The organism is Burkholderia sp. AU45274, from assembly GCF_030482505.1.
In the GTDB taxonomy this organism is placed as follows: Bacteria; Pseudomonadota; Gammaproteobacteria; order Burkholderiales; family Burkholderiaceae; genus Burkholderia.
The window spans coordinates 190,642-209,956 of sequence record NZ_JAUJQE010000009.1; the positions used below are offsets into that span (position 1 = coordinate 190,642).

Annotated in this window: 18 protein-coding genes and 2 pseudogenes; 16 read left to right on the forward strand and 4 right to left on the reverse strand. The window is 63.9% G+C overall.

Annotated elements, in window-relative coordinates:
* The first annotated feature begins 1 nt into the window (after window position 1).
* The 6 genes and pseudogenes from QZM35_RS28425 to QZM35_RS28450 form a co-directional block, all read left to right on the forward strand.
* On the forward strand, window positions 2-1,087 hold the full coding sequence (locus tag QZM35_RS28425) for an ATP-binding protein (RefSeq protein WP_089428618.1): 1,086 nt from the start codon (window positions 2-4) through the stop codon (window positions 1,085-1,087).
* A 238-nt stretch (window positions 1,088-1,325) separates the two neighbouring features.
* Window positions 1,326-1,475: a hypothetical protein gene (locus QZM35_RS28430; RefSeq protein WP_174975508.1), complete on the forward strand. Its 150-nt coding sequence runs from the start codon at window positions 1,326-1,328 to the stop codon at window positions 1,473-1,475.
* A 393-nt stretch (window positions 1,476-1,868) separates the two neighbouring features.
* Window positions 1,869-2,057 carry a hypothetical protein gene (locus QZM35_RS28435; RefSeq protein ID WP_254600297.1) on the forward strand — a complete coding sequence of 63 codons (189 nt, stop codon included), beginning with the start codon at window positions 1,869-1,871 and terminating at the stop codon, window positions 2,055-2,057.
* Window positions 2,058-2,401: 344 nt separating this feature from the next.
* Window positions 2,402-3,706, forward strand: coding sequence for a DUF6402 family protein (locus QZM35_RS28440; protein WP_089428619.1), 1,305 nt, complete (start codon window positions 2,402-2,404; stop codon window positions 3,704-3,706).
* Entirely contained in the window at window positions 3,703-4,341 is a 639-nt protein-coding gene (locus tag QZM35_RS28445) for a hypothetical protein (protein ID WP_256976832.1), read from the forward strand. Before QZM35_RS28440 ends, QZM35_RS28445 begins: the two co-directional genes overlap by 4 nt.
* Window positions 4,342-4,392: 51 nt before the next feature.
* Window positions 4,393-4,644, forward strand: a pseudogene (locus QZM35_RS28450) (transposase); the annotation flags it as partial.
* Between the two features lie 141 nt (window positions 4,645-4,785).
* Here QZM35_RS28450 and QZM35_RS28455 read toward each other — a convergent pair.
* The gene (locus QZM35_RS28455; RefSeq protein ID WP_089428621.1) at window positions 4,786-5,472 is read right to left on the reverse strand and encodes a hypothetical protein; all 687 of its coding nucleotides are present in this window, start codon (window positions 5,470-5,472) and stop codon (window positions 4,786-4,788) included.
* 202 nt (window positions 5,473-5,674) lie between these two features.
* On the opposite strand from QZM35_RS28455, the gene QZM35_RS28460 reads away from it, so the two are divergent.
* Complete coding sequence (locus QZM35_RS28460; RefSeq protein ID WP_301777283.1) at window positions 5,675-6,952, forward strand: MFS transporter; 1,278 nt, start codon at window positions 5,675-5,677, stop codon at window positions 6,950-6,952.
* Between the two features lie 453 nt (window positions 6,953-7,405).
* Here the strand turns inward: QZM35_RS28460 and QZM35_RS28465 are convergent, their stop codons facing one another.
* Window positions 7,406-8,353 (reverse strand): LysR family transcriptional regulator, encoded by a 948-nt coding sequence (locus tag QZM35_RS28465; RefSeq protein ID WP_089428624.1) that lies wholly within the window; start codon window positions 8,351-8,353, stop codon window positions 7,406-7,408.
* 115 nt (window positions 8,354-8,468) lie between these two features.
* Between QZM35_RS28465 and QZM35_RS28470 the strand changes: the two genes are divergently transcribed.
* The 6 genes from QZM35_RS28470 to QZM35_RS28495 all read left to right on the forward strand — a co-directional run bounded on the left by QZM35_RS28470 (window position 8,469) and on the right by QZM35_RS28495 (window position 15,066).
* Window positions 8,469-9,524, forward strand: coding sequence for a 4-hydroxythreonine-4-phosphate dehydrogenase PdxA (locus QZM35_RS28470; RefSeq protein ID WP_301777284.1), 1,056 nt, complete (start codon window positions 8,469-8,471; stop codon window positions 9,522-9,524).
* A 67-nt stretch (window positions 9,525-9,591) separates the two neighbouring features.
* On the forward strand, window positions 9,592-10,764 hold the full coding sequence (locus tag QZM35_RS28475; protein ID WP_089443636.1) for an L-rhamnonate dehydratase: 1,173 nt from the start codon (window positions 9,592-9,594) through the stop codon (window positions 10,762-10,764).
* Between the two features lie 8 nt (window positions 10,765-10,772).
* Window positions 10,773-11,690, forward strand: a complete 918-nt coding sequence (locus QZM35_RS28480) for a dihydrodipicolinate synthase family protein (protein ID WP_301777285.1) — start codon at window positions 10,773-10,775, stop codon at window positions 11,688-11,690.
* Window positions 11,691-11,812: 122 nt separating this feature from the next.
* Complete coding sequence (locus tag QZM35_RS28485) at window positions 11,813-13,105, forward strand: MFS transporter (RefSeq protein WP_039344369.1); 1,293 nt, start codon at window positions 11,813-11,815, stop codon at window positions 13,103-13,105.
* 52 nt (window positions 13,106-13,157) lie between these two features.
* Complete coding sequence (locus tag QZM35_RS28490; RefSeq protein WP_089431954.1) at window positions 13,158-14,105, forward strand: YncE family protein; 948 nt, start codon at window positions 13,158-13,160, stop codon at window positions 14,103-14,105.
* 1 nt (window position 14,106) lies between these two features.
* Window positions 14,107-15,066, forward strand: coding sequence for an amidohydrolase (locus QZM35_RS28495; protein WP_301777286.1), 960 nt, complete (start codon window positions 14,107-14,109; stop codon window positions 15,064-15,066).
* A gap of 131 nt (window positions 15,067-15,197) precedes the next feature.
* On the opposite strand, the gene QZM35_RS28500 is transcribed toward QZM35_RS28495, so the two are convergent.
* Window positions 15,198-15,563: a DUF1493 family protein gene (locus QZM35_RS28500; protein ID WP_089428631.1), complete on the reverse strand. Its 366-nt coding sequence runs from the start codon at window positions 15,561-15,563 to the stop codon at window positions 15,198-15,200.
* 3 nt (window positions 15,564-15,566) lie between these two features.
* Window positions 15,567-15,958: pseudogene (locus QZM35_RS28505) on the reverse strand (STM2901 family protein).
* A 298-nt stretch (window positions 15,959-16,256) separates the two neighbouring features.
* Here QZM35_RS28505 and QZM35_RS28510 point away from each other — a divergent pair.
* Genes QZM35_RS28510 through QZM35_RS28520 form a run of 3 tightly spaced genes read left to right on the forward strand, consistent with a single transcriptional unit; the run spans window position 16,257 to window position 19,310 of the window.
* Window positions 16,257-17,531 carry a sugar ABC transporter substrate-binding protein gene (locus tag QZM35_RS28510; protein WP_089473862.1) on the forward strand — a complete coding sequence of 425 codons (1,275 nt, stop codon included), beginning with the start codon at window positions 16,257-16,259 and terminating at the stop codon, window positions 17,529-17,531.
* Entirely contained in the window at window positions 17,515-18,483 is a 969-nt protein-coding gene (locus QZM35_RS28515) for a carbohydrate ABC transporter permease (protein ID WP_301777288.1), read from the forward strand. Before QZM35_RS28510 ends, QZM35_RS28515 begins: the two co-directional genes overlap by 17 nt.
* Entirely contained in the window at window positions 18,483-19,310 is an 828-nt protein-coding gene (locus QZM35_RS28520; protein ID WP_301777322.1) for a carbohydrate ABC transporter permease, read from the forward strand. The genes QZM35_RS28515 and QZM35_RS28520 overlap by 1 nt, the downstream gene beginning before the upstream one ends.
* Window positions 19,311-19,315 lie beyond the last annotated feature (5 nt).

The window sequence follows — 19,315 nt, forward strand, 5'->3', positions numbered from 1 at the left end:
CGTGAAGCTCGACGGCCTGAGCCGGCAGATCGCGCTGACGATGGCCGGGATGGTGTTCGGCGTGACGCTGCTGATGGTGCTCACCGCCATCCTCTTCTACTACGTCGCGTTCAATTACTGGCCCGCGCATTTCAACACGAAGAACTGGCTGCCGACCGCACCGGAATGGCTGTGGCTGATCGCGACTACGTCGGTCGGCCTCGCGCTGTCGGTCGCAGTCGCCGTCAATCTCGCGCGCCGCATCCTCGTGCCGCTCAATTCGGTCACGGACAGCATTCGCCGCGTCGCGCGCGGCGATCTCGACGCGCGTGCCGTGGCAGGCGACCGCTCGCTGCATGAAGCCGCGCTGCTCGCCGACCACTTCAACGCGCTCGCCGACGAGCTGAAGCGCGTGACCAACGAACAGGCGATCTGGAATGCCGCGATCGCGCACGAGCTGCGCACGCCCGTCACGGTGCTGCGCGGGCGCCTGCAGGGGCTCGCCGAAGGCGTGTTCAAGCCCGACGAAGCGCAGTTCCGCAGCCTGCTCACGCAGGTCGAAGGGCTGACGCGGCTGATCGAGGATCTGCGCGTGGTCAGCCTCGCGGATGGCGGCCACTTGAGCATCGAGATCCGCGACGCCGACCTTGCCGCCGACGTGCGCGCCGTGGTCGACGTGTTCGCCCATGCGCTGCAGGCCGCCGGCCAGCATCCGGTGCTCGATCTCGACCCGCGGCGCATGCGCTGCGACCCGGTGCGGATTCGTCAGGCGCTGCTCGCGCTGCTGGAAAACGCACGCCGCCACGCGGTGCCCGGCGCGATCCGGATCCAGACGCGCATCGAAGATGGGATGTGCCGGCTGCGCGTCGAGGACGACGGCCCCGGCATCCCGGCCGATTTCGCGCCGCACGTGTTCAAGGCGTTTCGGCGCATCGACGAGTCGCAGCCCGGCGGCAGCGGCCTCGGGCTCGCCGTCGTCGCGGCGATCGCCCATGCGCACTACGGCGAAGCCGTCTGCGTGCCGACCGGCGCGGGCGGCACGCGGTTCGAAGTACAGTGGCCCGAGAATCTCGCGCCGACGGCGGAACACGCGCGCTTCCCGGCCTAGTAAATGACCTGACATCCATCGAGTTCCATCAAGGAACGCAAATACCCTTGATACCCGCACGAATCCTAGGTTTCTCGCATATCAAGTTCGCGACCTGTAGCTGGCGATATTTCCAACAGGCGGCATGGTCTAGCGCTACCGCTACAGACTGACCGGCAAATACGAGAAGCTCACGCTGGACAAGTACCCAGCGCTTACGCTCAAGCCCTCAAGACTCATGCGCGATGGCGCATCGCAAATGGCAACAGTTGGCGAGTCGTCCGCACAGAAAAAACAGCGCGCCAAGGTCGCCGGCCCGGAAAGCACCACATTGAATCAGTTTGCCGAACGATACTTCAAGGAGATTCAGCGGCGCGACCGCAAGAACACTACGATGTCGCGCCGCTAGTTCGACTCAATATGGGCCGATAGGAAAACTGATGTTCGGATGCAATCAAACGTCAGCGCACTCATGTCGAAACCAGCATGCAGAAAATAACGATCAACAAAAAACGATATTCGTACGAAAAACTGGCGAATCCCGTATTTTTTCATACGCACCCCATATTCAAGCGCCCATCAAATGTGACAACCTAAATCCGCAATACTCGCCAAAACGACTTGCACTCAGAAATCTGGCTAGTGGCTACGGCGGAGATTTTTCTCAATAATTGGAGATTCATCGATGAACATGCGCGCAAACATAAACGGAAAATCTCAGATCGTAGTTGGAGATCTTACGCCCCATGGAGGGGTCACCATCTCCTGAAATCCTTTCCATACTTGGAATGACATTCCCACTGTGCGAATCGGCGACATTGTCACATGCCCAGAATGTTCGCCCCACATTTTCAAGGTCGCTCAAGGAGTGGCAAGCTTCACCGACAATGAGTTACCAGTGGCTACAGAAGACCACCTACAACTTGCGGCGCGAAGCTCATTGCACGCGCTGCTCCTGCTAGCCCGGCAATTGCCCATACCGCCTTTGTAAGCGGTTCGGGATACGACGAACAATTCATCTTGCACGATCTGGACAGCAATCCAATTCCGGATATGCCATATAAAATCACACAGCAGGCTGTTATTTATTGGAGAGATTTTTGAAATACAACAAAAAAACTACAAGAGGAAAATCAAATTGACGACCAATATTGAACAAGCAACCAAGACAGAGGAGAAGGGGAAGAAATACTTCCTCGAAGGTCGTTACCCGCTCTTGAGCCATGTTCCGACGAGACAATCCGCGCCGTATAGATAGATGCTAGACTGCGCTCAGCCCGAGATTTTTCACCATTTGAATGGTGGATTATTTCCCCAAAATATACAGCCAAGAATATGGCAAATGTCAAAAGACTGCCTTACTACGAAATCAGTCCTGCGGTGCTTCCCTTTGCTACGGCGACGTGGAAAGCTCATGTTGGTTCGCAAGGATGTGTGCCTATCAACACGCCTCAATGCATCTCATACGCTCGGCTTGCGCCAGGTGAAGCCCCCCCACCACCGCCACCTAAGCCCACCCCTGAACAGGTCGAGGCTGAGGCTGCGTTCAAGAAGCTGCTTGCGGCACAACCCAAAGCATCTCCCAAGCCTCCTGCACCTCCCAAAGAGGCTGCTGATGCTGAGGATCATGACAAGATTCCTGAGTTTGACTTGCAGGATGTCCCTGTTGGTATGGAAAAAATGGGTTGGTTCATGGCGGCCAAACTTGCCAGAAGATGGTTTGCCGGTCCCAGTCATATCTACAACGACAAACCTGACTCCGAACAGCCTTTAGATGACATCAGCATCACGCTTAACTGGGCGTTGAAGTATGGCAAGGTAAAAAGCAGATTAAATGAGTTATTTTCAAAAGACATTTATTCTGAAAAAGCACTTGCCCTCATCAAAAAGAAAATTCTTCAGCACGTCACTACCGCGTTCACTGAAACAGCAAGCCAAAGTCCAAACCTCAGCTTCGACATAACCATTGGAACTGACATCAGGCAGTTTCATATAAATTGGCAAATTCAAAGGAAGAAGATCACTACCTTTGACACCCTTAGCGGAACCACCCTAACCGATCTATCAGCCACGCTGGGAAACTTCCTCATCTACGCTGCCATTGGTAGGGTTGAAGTCACGAATGAAAAATTCTTCAAATATGAAAAGCAATCCCACGAATACTGCATTGATTCAGTGGCGAAGCTTACCCATATTTACATCTACATAAAGGATAACTACTCATTCAATGACGACGACCCATCAAAGAGTCAATACCTCGGTCATTGGAATAAAGCAGGCATGATTACCTCATATTTAGAAGCAGCCAATGATTTACTCGGTCAAGTTAAGCCCGAGCTAAAAATTAGGATAAGCGGTGATAAAATTGAAGAGGATGAAATTGACTGGGACTACCTCTCAGTCAAGAAAGAGACCGATAAACCAGTTGATACACGCCGTGGATTTTTTGGGAAACTGGTAAAGAAAAACGTATACTGGCCCGTTTACAACCGAACCTATAATGAGTGGCGCTCGAAGCATAATAGAGGCGAAGATTTTATGATTTACAGTAAGCCTCAACTGTTCAAGCTCACGAAACCCATCACCATCAAACTGGGAACCATATGCCGTCCGTACGACAGTATTTCTATCGGTCAGTGAAAAATGTCTTTCTGATCGCCGGATCAATTGCTGCGCTGATTATTGCATACTTAGCCATCGATTGGCTTTTACCAAACAGCATGCACAATGGACTCGTCATCGCCTCTCTTTACTTCATCAAAGAGATCGGCGTTACAATTCTCTTTTTGATTGCACTGTTTTTTGGATACAGAGCATACCGCATTTATAAGACGGAAAAATCGTTCCCCCATGAACTTCTCAAGATGCTGCCAATCATCATTTTTTGGCTCGCCATTGTTATTTTTGGGGCAAACTTCTTTATGGGAAGCGACAGCTACAACTGCACAAAGCACAACTACAATCAGCAACTGAATGGTGGCATCAAAGAATTTCAAGGGGAAAAATATACTATCAACATCTGTGGAAGCGGGGTTAATAATAGCCACTTCCTCGGCGATAACATGGATTCCGTTCAATTGACCGTGCTCGATGCACAAGGTCAAGTTCAGGTCAAAAGGAATTACAAGGTCTTTTGGGATGGGCAGCCGGGTCATGAACCTCTGACCATCGGACCAAACAGCATTACCTACCAAGATGATGATAAGCAAGCGGACTATACGATCACCATGCCACCGACTTTAATCGAAAAACTCAAGGCGCGACTGCCATTTTAGAGTCGCTAACACAACCTGGACATGAGACTGCGAACGTCATATCGTCGCGGCATGGCGACACGCAAAATCAGTAGCGAGTTGTGGGCGACGCTGGAACCGTTGATTCCGAAGTTCACGCCACCTCCCAAGGGTGGACGGCGGCGCACGATCGATGATCGAGCAGCGCTGAACGGCATCCTGTATGGACTGCAGACCGGTATTCCTTGGGAAGACCTCCCTCAGGAGTTGGGCTTTGGCAGTGGTATGACGGGCTGGCGACGTCTACGAGATTGGCGGGACGCCGGCGTATGGGAGCGGCTGCATCTGGCGATGACATGAATCCATGTCCAAGTTTATGTCCAAGCGTCTAAATCGACATCGAGAAATCGCTTTAAATGCAATAGTGTAGGCGGCTTTCTCTTGCTTCTGCATCGAGACGCCGCACGCCTTTACGTCGTTAAACCATCACCCGCCCGGTTCGCGCCCGACCTGTTCGAGCGGCGGGTTGAACCCGAGCACCGTGTACTCCCGCACGGACACCGTTCCTTTCCCCGCCGCGCCCTGCACGACGACCGCGCGCACCGCACCGGCCCGGTCGAATGTCAGGCGGGTGCCGAGGGTCGCGTTGCGCAGCGCCTCCAGTTCCTCGATGCGCGCGATCGCCAGCTTGCGCACCGCGCCGGACACGTACACCGGCAGGAACACCAGCGCGATGAAGATCGACACCGCGTCCTTCCAGGCGGTGTCCAGCACCGGCTGCCCCGACAGCACGAGTGACAGCGAGGTCGCCGCGACGAAGATCGCGAGCACGGTCGCGCCCACGCCGAGCGACGAGAACCGCTCGGACGCCTTCTTCATGCGCGCCTTCACGAGCGCACGCGTGGTCGCGGCGGGCACCAGCCATTCGCGCTGCGCGCCGTAGTACCCGGCGAAGCCGAGGAACAGCGTCGCGACGGCGCTGATGCCGATGGCGGTGTACAGCGCGTCGAACAGCATGCAGACGAATTCGAGCACGAACACGATCACCGGCGGCCACAGCAGCAGACGGAACGAATAGCCGTCGCGGCCGTGCCCGCGGATCCACCATTTCACCGGCGGCAGGTCCCAGAAGCGGCTCTCGCGGCGGAGTGAAAGTTCTTCGTCGTCGGTCAATTCTTCACCTGTGGTGCTCCGTTGCGTCGGGTTCGGCTGATGCAGATGATGCGGCTGATGCCGCTGAAACGGGAATGAATACCTGGGGTTATCGATTGATCCCAAAGATTCATTAGACAGTGTCTCCGCCGCCGCGCGATGCTGGCCCGGCCAGTGAACGCGGCGTCATTGTCACGCCGCGCACGAGAATGGAGTGAGACACATGCCTAACGACCACCGTCAACGGCGCCACACGCTGTGGCTGCTGTGCGCGCTTTCTTTCATCCTCTACGTCGACCGCGTCAACCTCGCGACCGCGGCCGGCGCGATCAAGGCCGACCTCGGCCTGTCGAATACCGAACTCGGCGTCGCATTCTCCGCGTTCGCGTATTCGTATGCAATCTGCCAGATCGGCGGCGGCTGGATCGCCGACCGGTTCGGCGCCCGCATCACGCTGATCGGCTGCGGGCTGATCTGGGTCGTGTCGACCTTCGCCACCGGGCTCGTGCACAGCCTCGGGCTGCTGTTCGCCGCGCGCCTGCTGCTCGGCATCGGCGAAGGCGCGACGCTGCCCGCCCAGGCCCGTGCGATCACCCACTGGTTCCCGCGCGAGCGGCGCGGCGTCGTGCAGGGTTTCACGCATTCGTTCTCGCGGCTCGGCAACGCGGTCACGCCGCCGATCGTCGCCGCGCTGATGACCTGGCTGTCGTGGCGCGCGGCGTTCTTCGTGATCGGCGCGGTCACGCTGGTGTGGCTCGCGTGGTGGATCGTCGGCTTCCGCGAACATCCGCTCGGCGACGAAGCCGGCACCGGCCGCACGCGCACCGCCCGCCCTGCGCCGCCCGCTGGCCCGACGCCGTGGGGGCCGCTGTTCCGCCGGATGGCGCCGACCATCTTCGTCTACTTCTGCTACGGCTGGACCGCGTGGCTGTTCTTCACGTGGCTGCCGACGTTCTTCCTGAACGGCCAGGGCCTGAACCTGAAGTCGACCGCGCTGTTCGCGTCCGGCGTGTTCTTCGCGGGCGTGGTGGGCGACACGCTCGGCGGCTGGCTGTGCGACCGGATCTACCGGAAGACCGGCAACCTCGCGCTGTCGCGCCAGAGCGTGATCGTCGCGAGCTTCGTCGGCGCGCTCGTGTGCCTGCTGCCGCTCGCGGTCGTGCATTCGACGGCCGGCGTCGCGCTGTGCCTGTCGGGGTCGTTCCTGTGCCTCGAACTGACGATCGGGCCGATCTGGGCCGTGCCGAGCGACATCGCGCCGACCCACGCCGGCATCGCGAGCGGGATGATGAACGCGGGCTCCGCGATCTCGGGGATCCTGTCGCCGATCCTGTTCGGCTATCTCGTCGATCGCACGGGGAGCTGGACCGTGCCGTTCATCGGCTCGGTCGCGATGCTGCTGATCGGCATCGTCGCCGCGCTGCGGATTCGCCCGGATCGCTCGTTGGCGGAATCGAGGTCGGCGCTCGCTGACGCGCCTGCGGCGCCGTCGGTGCACTGAGGCGGGTCGTCGCGGTTTCGCCTGCGTCGGCCGTCTCGCCGGCATCGCAATCACGCTTCGTTGCGTTCCGCGATGGTGGTGCATGACCGACTCGGCTTGCGCGGTTGGCTTGGTTAGCTTGGTTAGCTTGGTTAGCTTGGTTAGCTTGGTTGGCTTGGTTGGCTCGGTTAGCTCCGCTGATCCGGCTGGTTCGGCTGGTTCGGCTGGTTCGGCTGGTTCGGCTGGTTCGGCTGGTTCGGCTGGTTCGGCTGATCCGGCTGATCCGGCTGATCCGGCTGATCCGGCTGATCCGGCTGGCTCGGCTGGCTCGGCTGGCCGGGGTAGCGCGGCTGGCCAGGTTGACTCGGCCTGCTCGGCTGGTTCGGCCGGCTGGGCTGATTCGGCCAACGCGGCTGATTCGGCCACCTCGGCCGGCGCGGCTGGCTCGGCCGCCTTGGCTGGCAAACCGCGCCGTTACTCGCCGCCATCATCTCCGGCTCCTTCGCGGTGAAACAGCGCAAGAAACTGCTGCGCGGGAATGCTCAGCGGCCGGTCGCGCCGCACAAGGCTGCCGTACGACGGCAGCTTCTGTTCGAGCGTGTAATCGATGATCGCGACGAGCCCGTGCTCCGCATTGCGCTGCGCCACCGTCAGCGGAATCACGCCAAGCATCGTCGAACGGTCGACGAGGTTCATCGTCGTCAGGATCGACCCCGTTTCGACCAGCCCACGCGGCATCGGCTGGTGCCGCGCGTTGAACTCGCGCTCGACGACCTCGCGCGCCGGGCTGCCGGCCGGCTGCAGGATCCACGTGTAATCGAGCAGCGCGTCGAACGCCACCGGCCCCGCCCCCGCGAGCGGATGGTCGCGGCCCGCGATGATCGCGAGCGCCTCGTCGTCCACCACGCGGAAATCGCAATCGGTCCCGACGTGGCGCCCGATCACCACTTCCAGCACACCTTCGCGCAGCTGCGGCATCAACCGGTCGCTCGTATCCACCGCGATGTCGATCGCCAGCAGCGGGTAACGCGCCTTCAACTGCACCAGCGCCTCGGTGAGCCGTCCCGGCGACGCCGCCATGATGCTGCCGATCGCGAGCCGCCCCGCGCTGCCGAGCTGCAGTTCGCCGAGCTCGCGGTTCAACGCCTCGACACTGCCGCGGATTCCGCGGAAATAGCCGAGCACGCGCTCGCCGGCCGGATTCAGCACGAGCCCGCGCCCGACGCGATCGAACAGCCGCTGGCCGAGTGCGCTCTCCAGCTCGGCCAGCATCTTCGTCGCGGCCGGCTGCGTGAGGCCCATCTGGTCGGCCGCCGCGCGCAGCGTCGAGCATTCGTCCACGGCCAGCAGCAGCGCGATCTGCCGCATGCGCAGCCGGTTCAGCAGCTGCGGCGTCGAGTCTCGTCGGTCGATCGAGCCCATCTTTGATTACTCCAGGTTATCGATTCATCAAGAGTTTTCAATTTACCGACTCATTCCGTCTACCTAGCATGAACCCGATAGACAAACGGCCAAGCGCCGCCACCGGAGACACCGCATGAACACCCCCTCGCCCGCCGCCGCCCTGCCCGTCGTCGCGCTGACGCTCGGCGACCCCGCCGGCATCGGCGCCGAACTGATCGCGAAACTGCTCGCCCGCCCCGACGCCACTTCCCGCGCGAATCTCGTGCTGATCGGCGATCGCTGGCTGTGGGAAGCCGGCCAGCGCGTCGCGGGCGTGACGGTCGACGTCGAACCCGTCGAATCACTCGCCGCCGCGCGCGGCCGGCCGTCGACCGAACGCGCCGCGTTCGTCGCCCTCGACACGATCGATCCGGCCGACGTCACGGTCGGGCAGCCCGGCGCGGCCGGCGGGCGCTCGACGCTGACCGTGCTCGACCTGTGCCTTGACGCCGCGCTCGCGGGCGAGATCGACGCGATCTGCTTCGCGCCGCTGAACAAGTACGCGATGAAGCTCGGCGGGCTGAAGCACGAGGACGAACTGCACCACTTCGCCGAAGCGCTCGGCGTGACCGGCTACTTCTGCGAATTCAACACGCTCGGCGAGCTGTGGACCGCGCGCATCTCGTCGCACATTCCGCTGAAGGATGCGCCGGGCTACCTGAGCATCGAGCGGATTGAACAGGCATCCGAACTGATCTACCGGTCGCTGCTCGCCAACGGCGTCGCCGCGCCGAAGGTGGCGATCGCCGCGTTCAACCCGCACGGCGGCGACGGCGGCAGCTGCGGCCGCGAGGAAGTCGACATCATCGAGCCGGCGGTGCGCCAGCTGCAGTCGCGCGACTGGCCAACCGACGCGCCGTTCCACGGCCCGTTCCCCGCCGACACGATCTTCCTGAAGGCGCAGGCCGGCGACTACCAGGCGATCGTCACGATGTACCACGACCAGGGGCAGATCGCGATCAAGCTGCTCGGCTTCTCGCGCGGCGTAACGGTGCAGGGCGGGCTGCCCGTGCCGATCACGACGCCCGCGCACGGCACCGCCTACGACATCGCGGGCCGCGGCACGGCCGACGTCGGCGCCACCTGGCAAGCGCTGCAGATCGCGTGCCGGATGGGCGCCGCGCGCCGCGCACAGCCCATTTCCGCCTGACCCGACCGCCCCGCCGGCCGACCGCTTCTCAACACGACAACATCACACCGAACTCCGGAGACACCCGATGAAGATCCGTTCCGTGCGCGCCCGCGTCTTCCAGTGGAAAGGCAAGACCGTGCCGCCCCAGGGCAACTTCTGCTCGAACGCGATGGACCTGCTGTACGCGCCGCAGGAAACGATGAGCACGTTCCGCTTCCATTCATGGACGGTCGTCGAAGTCGAGACCGACGACGGCATCGTCGGCCTCGGCAACGTCGCGCTCGCGCCGCACGTCGCGAAGGTGATCATCGACCAGTACCTCGCGCCGCTCGTGATCGGCCAGGACCCGTGGGACTACGAATACCTGAACCAGCGGATGTACCGCGCGACCCACGCATGGGGCCGCAAGGGCATCGGCATGGCCGCGATCTCGGCGGTCGACATCGCGATCTGGGACATCCTCGGCAAGAGCGTCGGCAAGCCCGTGTTCAAGCTGCTCGGCGGCCGCACCAAGGAAAAGATCCCCTGCTACTACTCGAAGCTCTACCGCACCGACCTGAAGGAGATGCAGGACGAAGCGCAGCGCTACCTGAAGGAAGGCTTCCGCGCGTTCAAGATGCGCTTCGGCTACGGGCCCGCGCACGGGCAGCAGGGCGTGACCGAGAACCTGAAGTCGGTCGCGGCGATCCGCGAGGTGATCGGCTACGACAACGACCTGATGCTCGAGTGCTACATGGGCTGGAACCTCGAATACGCGAAACGCATCCTGCCCAAGCTCGAGAAATACCAGCCGCGCTGGCTGGAGGAACCGGTGATCGCCGACGACATCGACGGCTACGCGGAGCTGAACCAGCTCACGCGCATCCCGATCTCCGGCGGCGAGCACGAGTTCTCGCTGTACGGCTTCAAGCAGTTGCTCGATCGCAAGGCCGTGTCGGTCGTCCAGTACGACACGAACCGCGTCGGCGGGATCACGATGGCGCACAAGATCAACGCGCTGTGCGAGGCGTACAGCGTGCCGGTGATTCCGCATGCGGGCCAGATGCACAACTATCACCTGACGATGAGCACGCTCGCGTCGCCGATGAGCGAGTACTTCCCGATGTTCGACGTCGAGGTCGGCAACGAGCTGTTCTATTACATCTTCGACGGCGAGCCGGTGGCCGAGAACGGCTTCGTGCAACTGCGCGACGACGTGCCGGGCCTCGGCCTCACGCTGAAGACCGAATTCCTCGACCAGTTCGACATCGTCGAGTGAGGCCCGCCATGCACGCACGCTACCAGGGCGTCTTTCCGGTTGTGCCGACGATCTTCGACGCGACCGGCGCGCTCGATCTCGACGGCCAGCGCCGCTGCCTCGAATTCATGATCGATGCCGGCTCGCAGGGCCTCTGCATCCACGCGAACTACTCCGAGCAATTCGCGCTCGGCGACGACGAACGCGACCTGATCACGCGCGCCACGCTCGAGCACGTCGCAGGTCGCGTGCCGGTGATCGTCACGACGTCGCACTTCAGCGCGCGGATCTGCGCGGAACGTAACCGGCGCGCTCAAGCACTCGGCGCGGCGATGGTGATGGTGATGCCGCCGTATCACGGCGCGACGTTCCGCGTGCCGGAGGCGCAGGTGCGCGCGTTCTTCCGCGAAGCCGCCGACGGCCTCGACATTCCGCTGATGATCCAGGATGCGCCCGCGAGCGGCGTCGCGCTGTCCGCGCCGCTCCTCGCGTCGCTCGCCCGCGAGATCGACGCGGTGTCGTACTTCAAGATCGAGACGGCCGGCGCCGCGTCGAAGCTGCGCGAACTGATCGCGCTCGGCGGCGATGCGATCGAGGGGCCGTGGGACGGCGAGGAAGGCATCACGCTGCTCGCCGATCTCGATGCCGGCGCGACCGGCGCGATGACGGGCGGCGGCTATCCGGACGGGATTCGCCGGATCACCGACGCGTATCTCGCCGGCCGTCGCGACGAAGCGGTCGAACAGTACGCGCGCTGGCTGCCGCTGATCAACTACGAGAACCGTCATTCGGGATTCCTGACCGCGAAGGCGCTGATGCGCGAAGGCGGCGTGATCGCGTGCGACGCGCCGCGCGCACCGTGGCCCGAGCTGCATCCGCAGGTGCGCGCCGGCTTGCTCGACGCGGCGCGGCGGCTCGATCCGCTCGTGCTGCGCTGGGGGCGCTAGGCGCGAGGCACCCGGCATCGGTTCACCCGTGCAACGCCGCAAGGCGTTGCGCACCGGCGCGTCACGGCGTGACATCGGTCCATCAGAAGACCGCCGCCGCCATCACCAAGATTGGAGACACCATGACCCTGTTGAACCCGGCCACCCCGGCCTACGAAGCCGGCGAAGCCATCCCGCGCCGCCGCTGGCTGCGCGTGATCCCGCCGCTGCTGCTCGCCTGCATCATTTCGTACATGGACCGCGTGAACATCGCGTTCGCGATGCCCGGCGGGATGAACGCCGATCTCGGCATGGACGCGACGATGGCCGGCCTCGCCGGCGGCATCTTCTTCTTCGGCTACCTGTTCCTGCAGATTCCCGGCGGCCGGCGCGCGGCGCTCGGCAGCGGCAAGACCTTCATCGCATGGTCGCTCGTGAGCTGGGCCGTGCTGTCGGTGCTGACCGGGCTCGTCACGCATACCTGGCAACTGCTGACGCTGCGCTTCCTGCTCGGCGTGGCCGAGGGCGGGATGCTGCCGGTCGTGCTGACGATGGTCAGCCACTGGTTTCCCGACCGCGAGCGCGGCCGCGCGAATGCGATGGTCATCATGTTCGTGCCGCTCGCCGGCATGATCACCGCGCCGCTGTCCGGCTTCATCCTCGCCGCGTACGACTGGCATCACCTGTTCTTCAGTGCGGGCGCGCTGTCGCTGCTGTGCCTCGTCGTGTGGCTGATGTTCGCCGACGACGGCCCGGAGACCGCGCGCTGGGTGTCGCCGCGCGAGAAGGCCTACATCCTCGACGCGCTGCGCGAAGAACAGGAACGCAAGCGCGCGGCCGGCACGCCGGCGGCCGCGTCGTTCGGCGAGCTGCTGCGCAACCCGACGATCTGGCTGCTGATCGCCATCAACTTCTGCTATCAGGTCGGCATCTACGGCTATACGATGTGGTTGCCCACCCTGCTGAAAAACCTCACGCATACCGGGATGGGCAAGATCGGCCTGCTCGCGATGCTCCCGTATGTCGCGATGGTGATCGGCATGTTCGTCACGTCGTATTTGTCTGACCGAACCGGCAAGCGCCGCCTGTTCGTGCTGCTGCCGCTCGTCGGCTTCGCCGCGTGCCTGGCGCTGTCGGTGCTCACGCATGCGTCGATGGCCGTGTCGTTCGCGTTCCTGATCGGCTGCGGCTTCTTCCTGCAGGCGGCCGCCGGCGTGTTCTGGGCGATTCCGCCGAAGCTTTGCAGCGTCGAGACGGCCGGCAGCGCGCGCGGCCTGATCAACGCGCTCGGCAATCTCGGCGGCTTCTGCGGCCCGTATGCGGTCGGCGTGCTGACCCAGCACGTGAGCGCGGCGGCCGGCGTGTACAGCCTCGCGATCACGCTCGCGGTGGCCGGCCTGCTCGCGCTGACGCTGCCGAAACGCTGCGAGGACTGACACCGGATACACGAATACGCAGGCTTGCTGACGAATCGACGGAGACCCCACCATGAACGACATCCTGTTGCTGGTGCAGAAATGCGCCCACACCTTCAGCTTCTACGACCTCGACACCAAGACCGCGCTCAAGCACGTCGTGCTGCCGAACTTCCCGCACGAGTTCACCGTCGACGTGAACGAGCGTTTTGCTTACGTCGGCATCTTCGGGATCGAGACCGCGTGGTCACGCGGCCATGACGGCGATCACCGGATCGCCGAGATCGATCTCGTCGAACGCACGCATACGCGCATGCTCGACCTGTGGCCGTACTACCGGCCGCACGGGATGGCGAGCGACCGCGACGGCCGGCTGTACGCGATGAGCGAGGCGCACGACATGCTGCTCGTGTTCGACGAGCCGACCCGACAGCCCGTGCCGAACATGGCCGTGCCGTCCGGCGGCGTGAAGACGCACCTCGTCACGCTCACGCGCGATGCGAGCCGCGCGTACGGCGTGCATCTGCTGTCGAATACGGTCACGCAATTCCATCCGCGCGACGCGACGGTCGCGCCGCGCGCGGTGATGCCCGGCCCGCGCCCCGAAGGCAATGCGCTGTCGAGCGACGAACGCACGCTGTTCGTCGCGAATCGCGGCGACGACACGCTGGTCGAGATCGACACCGACACGATGACCTGCGGCCGCCGCGTGAAGACGCGCAGCGATCCGAACCGCATCTACCGCACGAGCGCGCCCGACGGCCGCGACCTGCTGCTGCTGACCAATTCGGGCGAGCAGTCGATCTCCGTGTTCGATGCGCGGCAGCTCGAGGAGATCGAACGCATCGCGCTGCCCGCGAACCCGACCGCGCTGTCGTTTCATCCGTCGCGGCGCGTCGCGTACGTGTCGTTCCAGGACGACTACGTGCGCGAGCTCGATCTCGATACGTGGCGTTTCGTCGGTGCATTGGCGACGCTGCGCGAGCCCGATGCGTCGTACGTGCTCGCGGGGGCGCGCTGACATGCACGACGCGTCGCCGCCCGACGGCATGCCGGATGCGCTCGTCGATGCACATCATCACCTGTGGCGACTCGATGCCGGTGCGCACTATCCGTGGCTGCAGGCGGACTACGATCCGGCGCGCTTCATGTTCGGCGACTACGCGGCGCTGTGCCGCGATTTCGGGGTGGACGAATTCCGGCACGCGGCGCAGGGCGCACCGATCGTCGCGAGCGTGCACGTCGAGGCCGAACGTGCGCGTGATGAGGCGCTGGCGGAAACGCGCTGGCTGCATGAAGTCGCCGAGTCGCATGGGCTACCGTCGGCGGTCGTTGTGTGGGTCGATCTGCTCGCGGGTGACGCGGATGAGCGGCTTGCCGAGCAGGCCGCGTGGCCGCGCGTGCGCGGCGTGCGCTTCAAGCCGTGCACCTCGGCCGCGCCGGATGCGTCAGTCGACGGGTCGGGCACGCTGCGCGATCCGCGCTGGCCGGCCGCGCTGGCGCGCCTCGCCGCGCATGGGCTGTGCTGGGATCTGCGCGTGCCGTTCTGGCATCTCGAGGAAGCGGCTTCGATGCTCGCCGATGCACCGGATGTCGACGTCGTGCTCGAACATGCAGGGCTGCCGTGGGATCGCTCGGACGCGGGCCTCGCGCGATGGCGACGCGGCATGGAGGCGCTTGCCGCGTCGCCGCGCGTGGCCGTGAAGATCTCCGAACTCGGCCTGCGCGACGCGGTGTGGAACGAAGCGGACAACGCACGGATCATCCGCGACACGATCGCGATCTTCGGCGCGCAGCGCTGCCTGTTCGCCAGCAACTTTCCGGTGGCGGGGCTGCGTGTGTCGTATCCCGCGCTGCTGCGCACGTTCGCTCGTGCGATGACGCATCTCGATGATGCCGAGCGCCGCGCGGTCTGGCATGACAACGCAGTGCGGGTGTACCGGATCGCGCTCGACACGCCGCACGGGCCGACGCGCGGATGAAGCCGCGCGCGCGACAAATGCACCGGCTCAAGCGCAATAAACAGGTAGGTGGAGAAAATTCGCGTGGCGTAATTGTGTTTCCGCCAGCGAAAAGGGCCGGTCAGTACATCGACCGGCCCTGCGATATACGATCACTGCCCCGCAGCAGCCTCGATCACGTCCGTGTCCCACTTCCCACGTCGCGTTGCCTCGGCCAGCATCCCCAAGGTCAGCGGCCGCCGCTCAGGGTGCCGGAGGCGCTTGACGAACAACCCGATAAGTGACGAAAGCAGTTCCTGACCTTCGGGGCCAAAATAGCGCCGGTACGGGAATCCTTGGGCGTCGACTCCGAATGTCTCTGCCCACCTGTCGATGAACTCCACCCCATCGAGACCCGTGACGCCGAGATCCTGCTCAAGCCGGGATTCCGGCTGCAGGTTCAGCTTGCCACCGAGCAGCGGTCGACCGAGTTCTTCGCGTGTGAAGGCTTCCAGGCGTTCCCAGGTATCGTCTTTCATGGTTCAGAGCACCCGGTCCTCGGGCTTTACGAATCGGTTGTAGGTCGACACGGTGTTGCGCATGATCAGCTAGGCGCCGCGCGCCAGGAACACCTCACCCACGACGGGGATCGCCCGACCGACCCACGCGCCGAGGCGGCGAGTGAAGGCGATCCGAATACCGGACAAGCCGACACCCATGATCATCGGCAGGCGAAACGGCAACGTTTGAGGAAACAACTTCCGAGCTGCAAGGGAGGCGACGGACGTGCCCGGCGTAGCGCCAGCGAACTTGCCAGGGACGGGGACGTCGGCCTGACCGAGAAGCATCGCCGACGCAGCGGCGAGATCGTCCAGGCCGAGGTGCTTGCGTGTCTCGTCGAACGCGACCAAGGCGAACACGTCGACGGCCGCAAATCCCGCCAAGTGCCGTACGTGTACCTGTTTTCACTCGTTCATTTTTCTCCTGATCCAGCAAGGGCGCTGCTCTCTCAGCGGGTGCCCCTGCGAAGGCGACACTTTACCGCATCGCCTGGAACAGCCTGACCAGCCGGGTTCCCCCCCACCACCACATTTTGTGCATCGCACGACCAACCCTGAGCAAAAAGTATCGGTTGGCGTTTTCTTTTGATGTGGTGCCCGCATCGCCCCCGTCACACCATTGTTCCTGCCGTCATCGACGGCATTCGAACAAGCAGAATCAAGGAGACACGGGTGAACAAGATGCGAATCGTCGCAGCCGGCCTGCTGCTCGGCGCCTGTCTGCCGGGCGTCGCGGCCGCGCAGGTCTGCAAGGTGCCGACCCTCCGGGTGCTCGCGCAGAAGAGTCTCGGCCTGTCGGTGATGGAGAAGTCGCTGGCCGACTACGAGAAGAAGAGCGGCACCAAGGTCGAGATCAGCTATTTCGGCGAAAACGACCGCCGCGCGAAGTCGCGGCTCGACGCGTCGACCGGCGCGGGTTCCTACCAGATCTACTACGTCGACGAGGCGAACGTCGCCGAATTCGCGTCGGCCAACTGGATCGTGCCGCTCCTCAAGTACTACCCGAAGGAATACGACTACGACGACTTCCTGCCCGGCCGCCGCGCGGTCGCGAGCTACAACGGCGTCGCGTACTTCGCGCCGCTGATCGGCGGCGGCGACTTCCTGTTCTACCGCCGCGACCTGCTCGACGCCGCGCACATCCCGGTGCCGAAGACGCTCGACCAGCTCGTCGCCGCGATCAAGAAGCTCAACGCGCCGCCGAAACTGTACGGCTGGGTCGCGCGCGGCCAGCGCGGCTCCGGAATGAACGTGTGGCGCTGGTCGCCGTTCATGCTCGGGATGGGCGGCGCGTGGACCGACAAGGGCGGCCAGCCCGCGTTCAATTCGCCGGCCGCCGTGAAGGCCACGCAGCTCTACAGCGACCTGTTCAAGTACGCGCCGCCGGGCGCGGCGACCTACGACTGGAGCAACGCGCTCGAAGCGTTCCGCTCGGGCAAGGTCGCGTTCATGATCGAGTCGACACCGTTCGCGGACTGGATGGAGGATGCGAGCAAGTCGAGCGTGGCCGGCAAGGTCGGCTACACGCGCCCGCCCGCACCGCTGCCGTCGGCCGCCTATGGCCACGGCTTCGCGATCTCGGCGGTCGGCGCGAAGGACGACTGCACGCGGATGGCCGCCGGCCGCTTCATTGCGTGGGCGACCAGCAAGGACCAGGAGCAGGCACGGCTGCGCAACGGCGTGTTCAGCGACTACAACCGGTCGAGCACGATCGCGAGCCCGTACTTCAAGCAGCACGTCGCGCCGCAGATCCAGGCCGGGCTGAACGACACCAACCCGGTCACGCAGGTGACGATCTGGCGCACGCCGCAGTGGCCGGATATCGGCGACAACCTCGGCATCGCGCTCGAGCAGGTGTTCACCGGCACGCAGACGGACGTGCGCGGCACGCTCGACGACGCGGACCAGTACGCGAAGGACGCGCTCGAACATGGCGCTCGCAAATGACGGCGCCGGCGGACGCGCGCTCGGCGTCCGTCCGGCCCCTTCCCCGCCTTCCGCACCGTCCGCCCGGCGCGGCCGCGCGCGCCGCGACCGCACGAGCCTGCCGTGGGTGTTCCTCGCGCCGACGCTCGCGCTGCTCGCGGTCCTGAGCCTCGTCCCGACGGTCGCCGCGATCAATCTCGCGCTGCGCAACCGCGTGCTGCGCTATCCGGACAGCGAATACGTCGGCCTGCGCAACTTCGTGCGGCTCGCGTCCGACCGGCGCTTCCTGAACGCGATCGAGGTGTCGGTGCTGTGGGAAGTCGTCACGGTGGCCGGCGCGGTGCTGGTCGGGATCGCGCTGGCCGTGTTCCTGTTCGAGCGCGTGCACGGCCGCTGGCGCCGCCTCGCGTCGCTGGTGCTGATCATGCCGGTGCTGCTGCCGCGCGTGTCGGCCGCGTTCATCTGGAAGTTCATGTACGCGCCGCTCACCGGCATCCTGAGCTGGCTGCTCGGCATGCTCGGGATCGAGAACACCGCGTTCCTCGCCGATCCGCATCTCGCGCTGTACGCGGTCGCGCTGGTCGACGTGTGGCAATGGGGGCTGTTCTTCGCGGTCGTGATCCTGAAGCTGCTGGAGACGCTGCCGCCCGAGCCGCTCGAAGCCGCGCGGCTCGACTACGCGACCACGTGGCAGGTGCATGCGTACATCACGTTGCCGATGCTGAAGGCGCCGCTCGTGAGCCTCGTGTTCATCAAGATGGTCGAATCGCTGCGCTCGTTCGACCTGATCTACGTGATGACCAAGGGCGGCCCCGGCATCGCGACCGAAACGCTCGACCTGTACGCGTACCAGCAGGGCATCGGCCTCGCCGGCAAGGTGTCCTATGCGTCGGGCATGGCCGTGCTGATGATGGTCGCGACCACGCTCGTCTTCACGCTCATCTGGAAGAGGGTCAACAAATGGGACGACTGATGGGCCGCCGCGGCACCGCCGCGACCGTTTCGAACCTGTCGACCGTGATGATCGCCGGCGCAATCCTGCTCGTCGCCGCGTTCCCGCTGTTCTGGGCCGTGCTCAATTCGCTCAAGCACCTGCTCGACATCGTCACGCCCGTGCCGCGCTTCATCTTCACGCCGACGCTCGCGAACTACGAGCAGGTGCTGTCGAGCCCCGAGGTGCTGATCGGGCTCGGCAACAGCATCGCGATCGTCGGCGCGGCCGTGCTGATCGGCGCCGTGCTCGGCGTGCCGGCCGCGTATGCGATCGCGCGTTACCCGATACGCGGCAAGCGCGACATCCAGTTCTTCCTGCTGTCGCTGCGCTTCCTGCCGCCGGTCGCGGTCGCGTTGCCGCTGATCGCGATCTGGGTCGATCTCGGGCTGTACGACACGAAGCTGTCGATGATCGTCACGTACCTGCTCGTCACGCTGTCGACCATCACGTGGCTGTCGATCCCCGTGTTCCGCCGGCTGCCGCGCGAGATCGAGGAAGCCGCCGCGCTCGACGGCTACGGCCCGTACGCGGTGTTCTGGCATATCGCGCTGCCGGTGTGCGCGAGCACGCTGCTCGGCGGCATCGTGTTCAGCTTCGTGCTGGTGTGGAACGAACTGATGATCGCGCTCGCGCTGACGTCGTCGCGCAGCGCGACGCTGCCGGTGGTCGCATCCGCGTTCACGTCGCTCGGCCAGGAAGTGCCATGGGGCGTGATCAACGCGTCGACGGTGCTGCTCGCGCTGCCGCCGCTCGTGTTCGTCGGCATGCTGAGCCGCCTGCTCAATTCGATGGTCAAGGGAAAATAAGGAGG

What these genes read in the sequence shown, in the direction of transcription:
- QZM35_RS28430 (WP_174975508.1), top strand. Translation starts at nt 1,326, where the DNA reads ATGGCAACAGTTGGCGAGTCGTCCGCACAGAAAAAACAGCGCGCCAAG.
- QZM35_RS28440 (WP_089428619.1), top strand. Translation starts at nt 2,402, where the DNA reads ATGGCAAATGTCAAAAGACTGCCTTACTACGAAATCAGTCCTGCGGTG.
- QZM35_RS28460 (WP_301777283.1), top strand. Translation starts at nt 5,675, where the DNA reads ATGCCTAACGACCACCGTCAACGGCGCCACACGCTGTGGCTGCTGTGC.
- QZM35_RS28465 (WP_089428624.1), bottom strand. Translation starts at nt 8,353, where the DNA reads ATGGGCTCGATCGACCGACGAGACTCGACGCCGCAGCTGCTGAACCGG.
- QZM35_RS28470 (WP_301777284.1), top strand. Translation starts at nt 8,469, where the DNA reads ATGAACACCCCCTCGCCCGCCGCCGCCCTGCCCGTCGTCGCGCTGACG.
- QZM35_RS28475 (WP_089443636.1), top strand. Translation starts at nt 9,592, where the DNA reads ATGAAGATCCGTTCCGTGCGCGCCCGCGTCTTCCAGTGGAAAGGCAAG.
- QZM35_RS28480 (WP_301777285.1), top strand. Translation starts at nt 10,773, where the DNA reads ATGCACGCACGCTACCAGGGCGTCTTTCCGGTTGTGCCGACGATCTTC.
- QZM35_RS28485 (WP_039344369.1), top strand. Translation starts at nt 11,813, where the DNA reads ATGACCCTGTTGAACCCGGCCACCCCGGCCTACGAAGCCGGCGAAGCC.
- QZM35_RS28490 (WP_089431954.1), top strand. Translation starts at nt 13,158, where the DNA reads ATGAACGACATCCTGTTGCTGGTGCAGAAATGCGCCCACACCTTCAGC.
- QZM35_RS28495 (WP_301777286.1), top strand. Translation starts at nt 14,107, where the DNA reads ATGCACGACGCGTCGCCGCCCGACGGCATGCCGGATGCGCTCGTCGAT.
- QZM35_RS28500 (WP_089428631.1), bottom strand. Translation starts at nt 15,563, where the DNA reads ATGAAAGACGATACCTGGGAACGCCTGGAAGCCTTCACACGCGAAGAA.
- QZM35_RS28515 (WP_301777288.1), top strand. Translation starts at nt 17,515, where the DNA reads ATGGCGCTCGCAAATGACGGCGCCGGCGGACGCGCGCTCGGCGTCCGT.
- QZM35_RS28520 (WP_301777322.1), top strand. Translation starts at nt 18,483, where the DNA reads ATGGGCCGCCGCGGCACCGCCGCGACCGTTTCGAACCTGTCGACCGTG.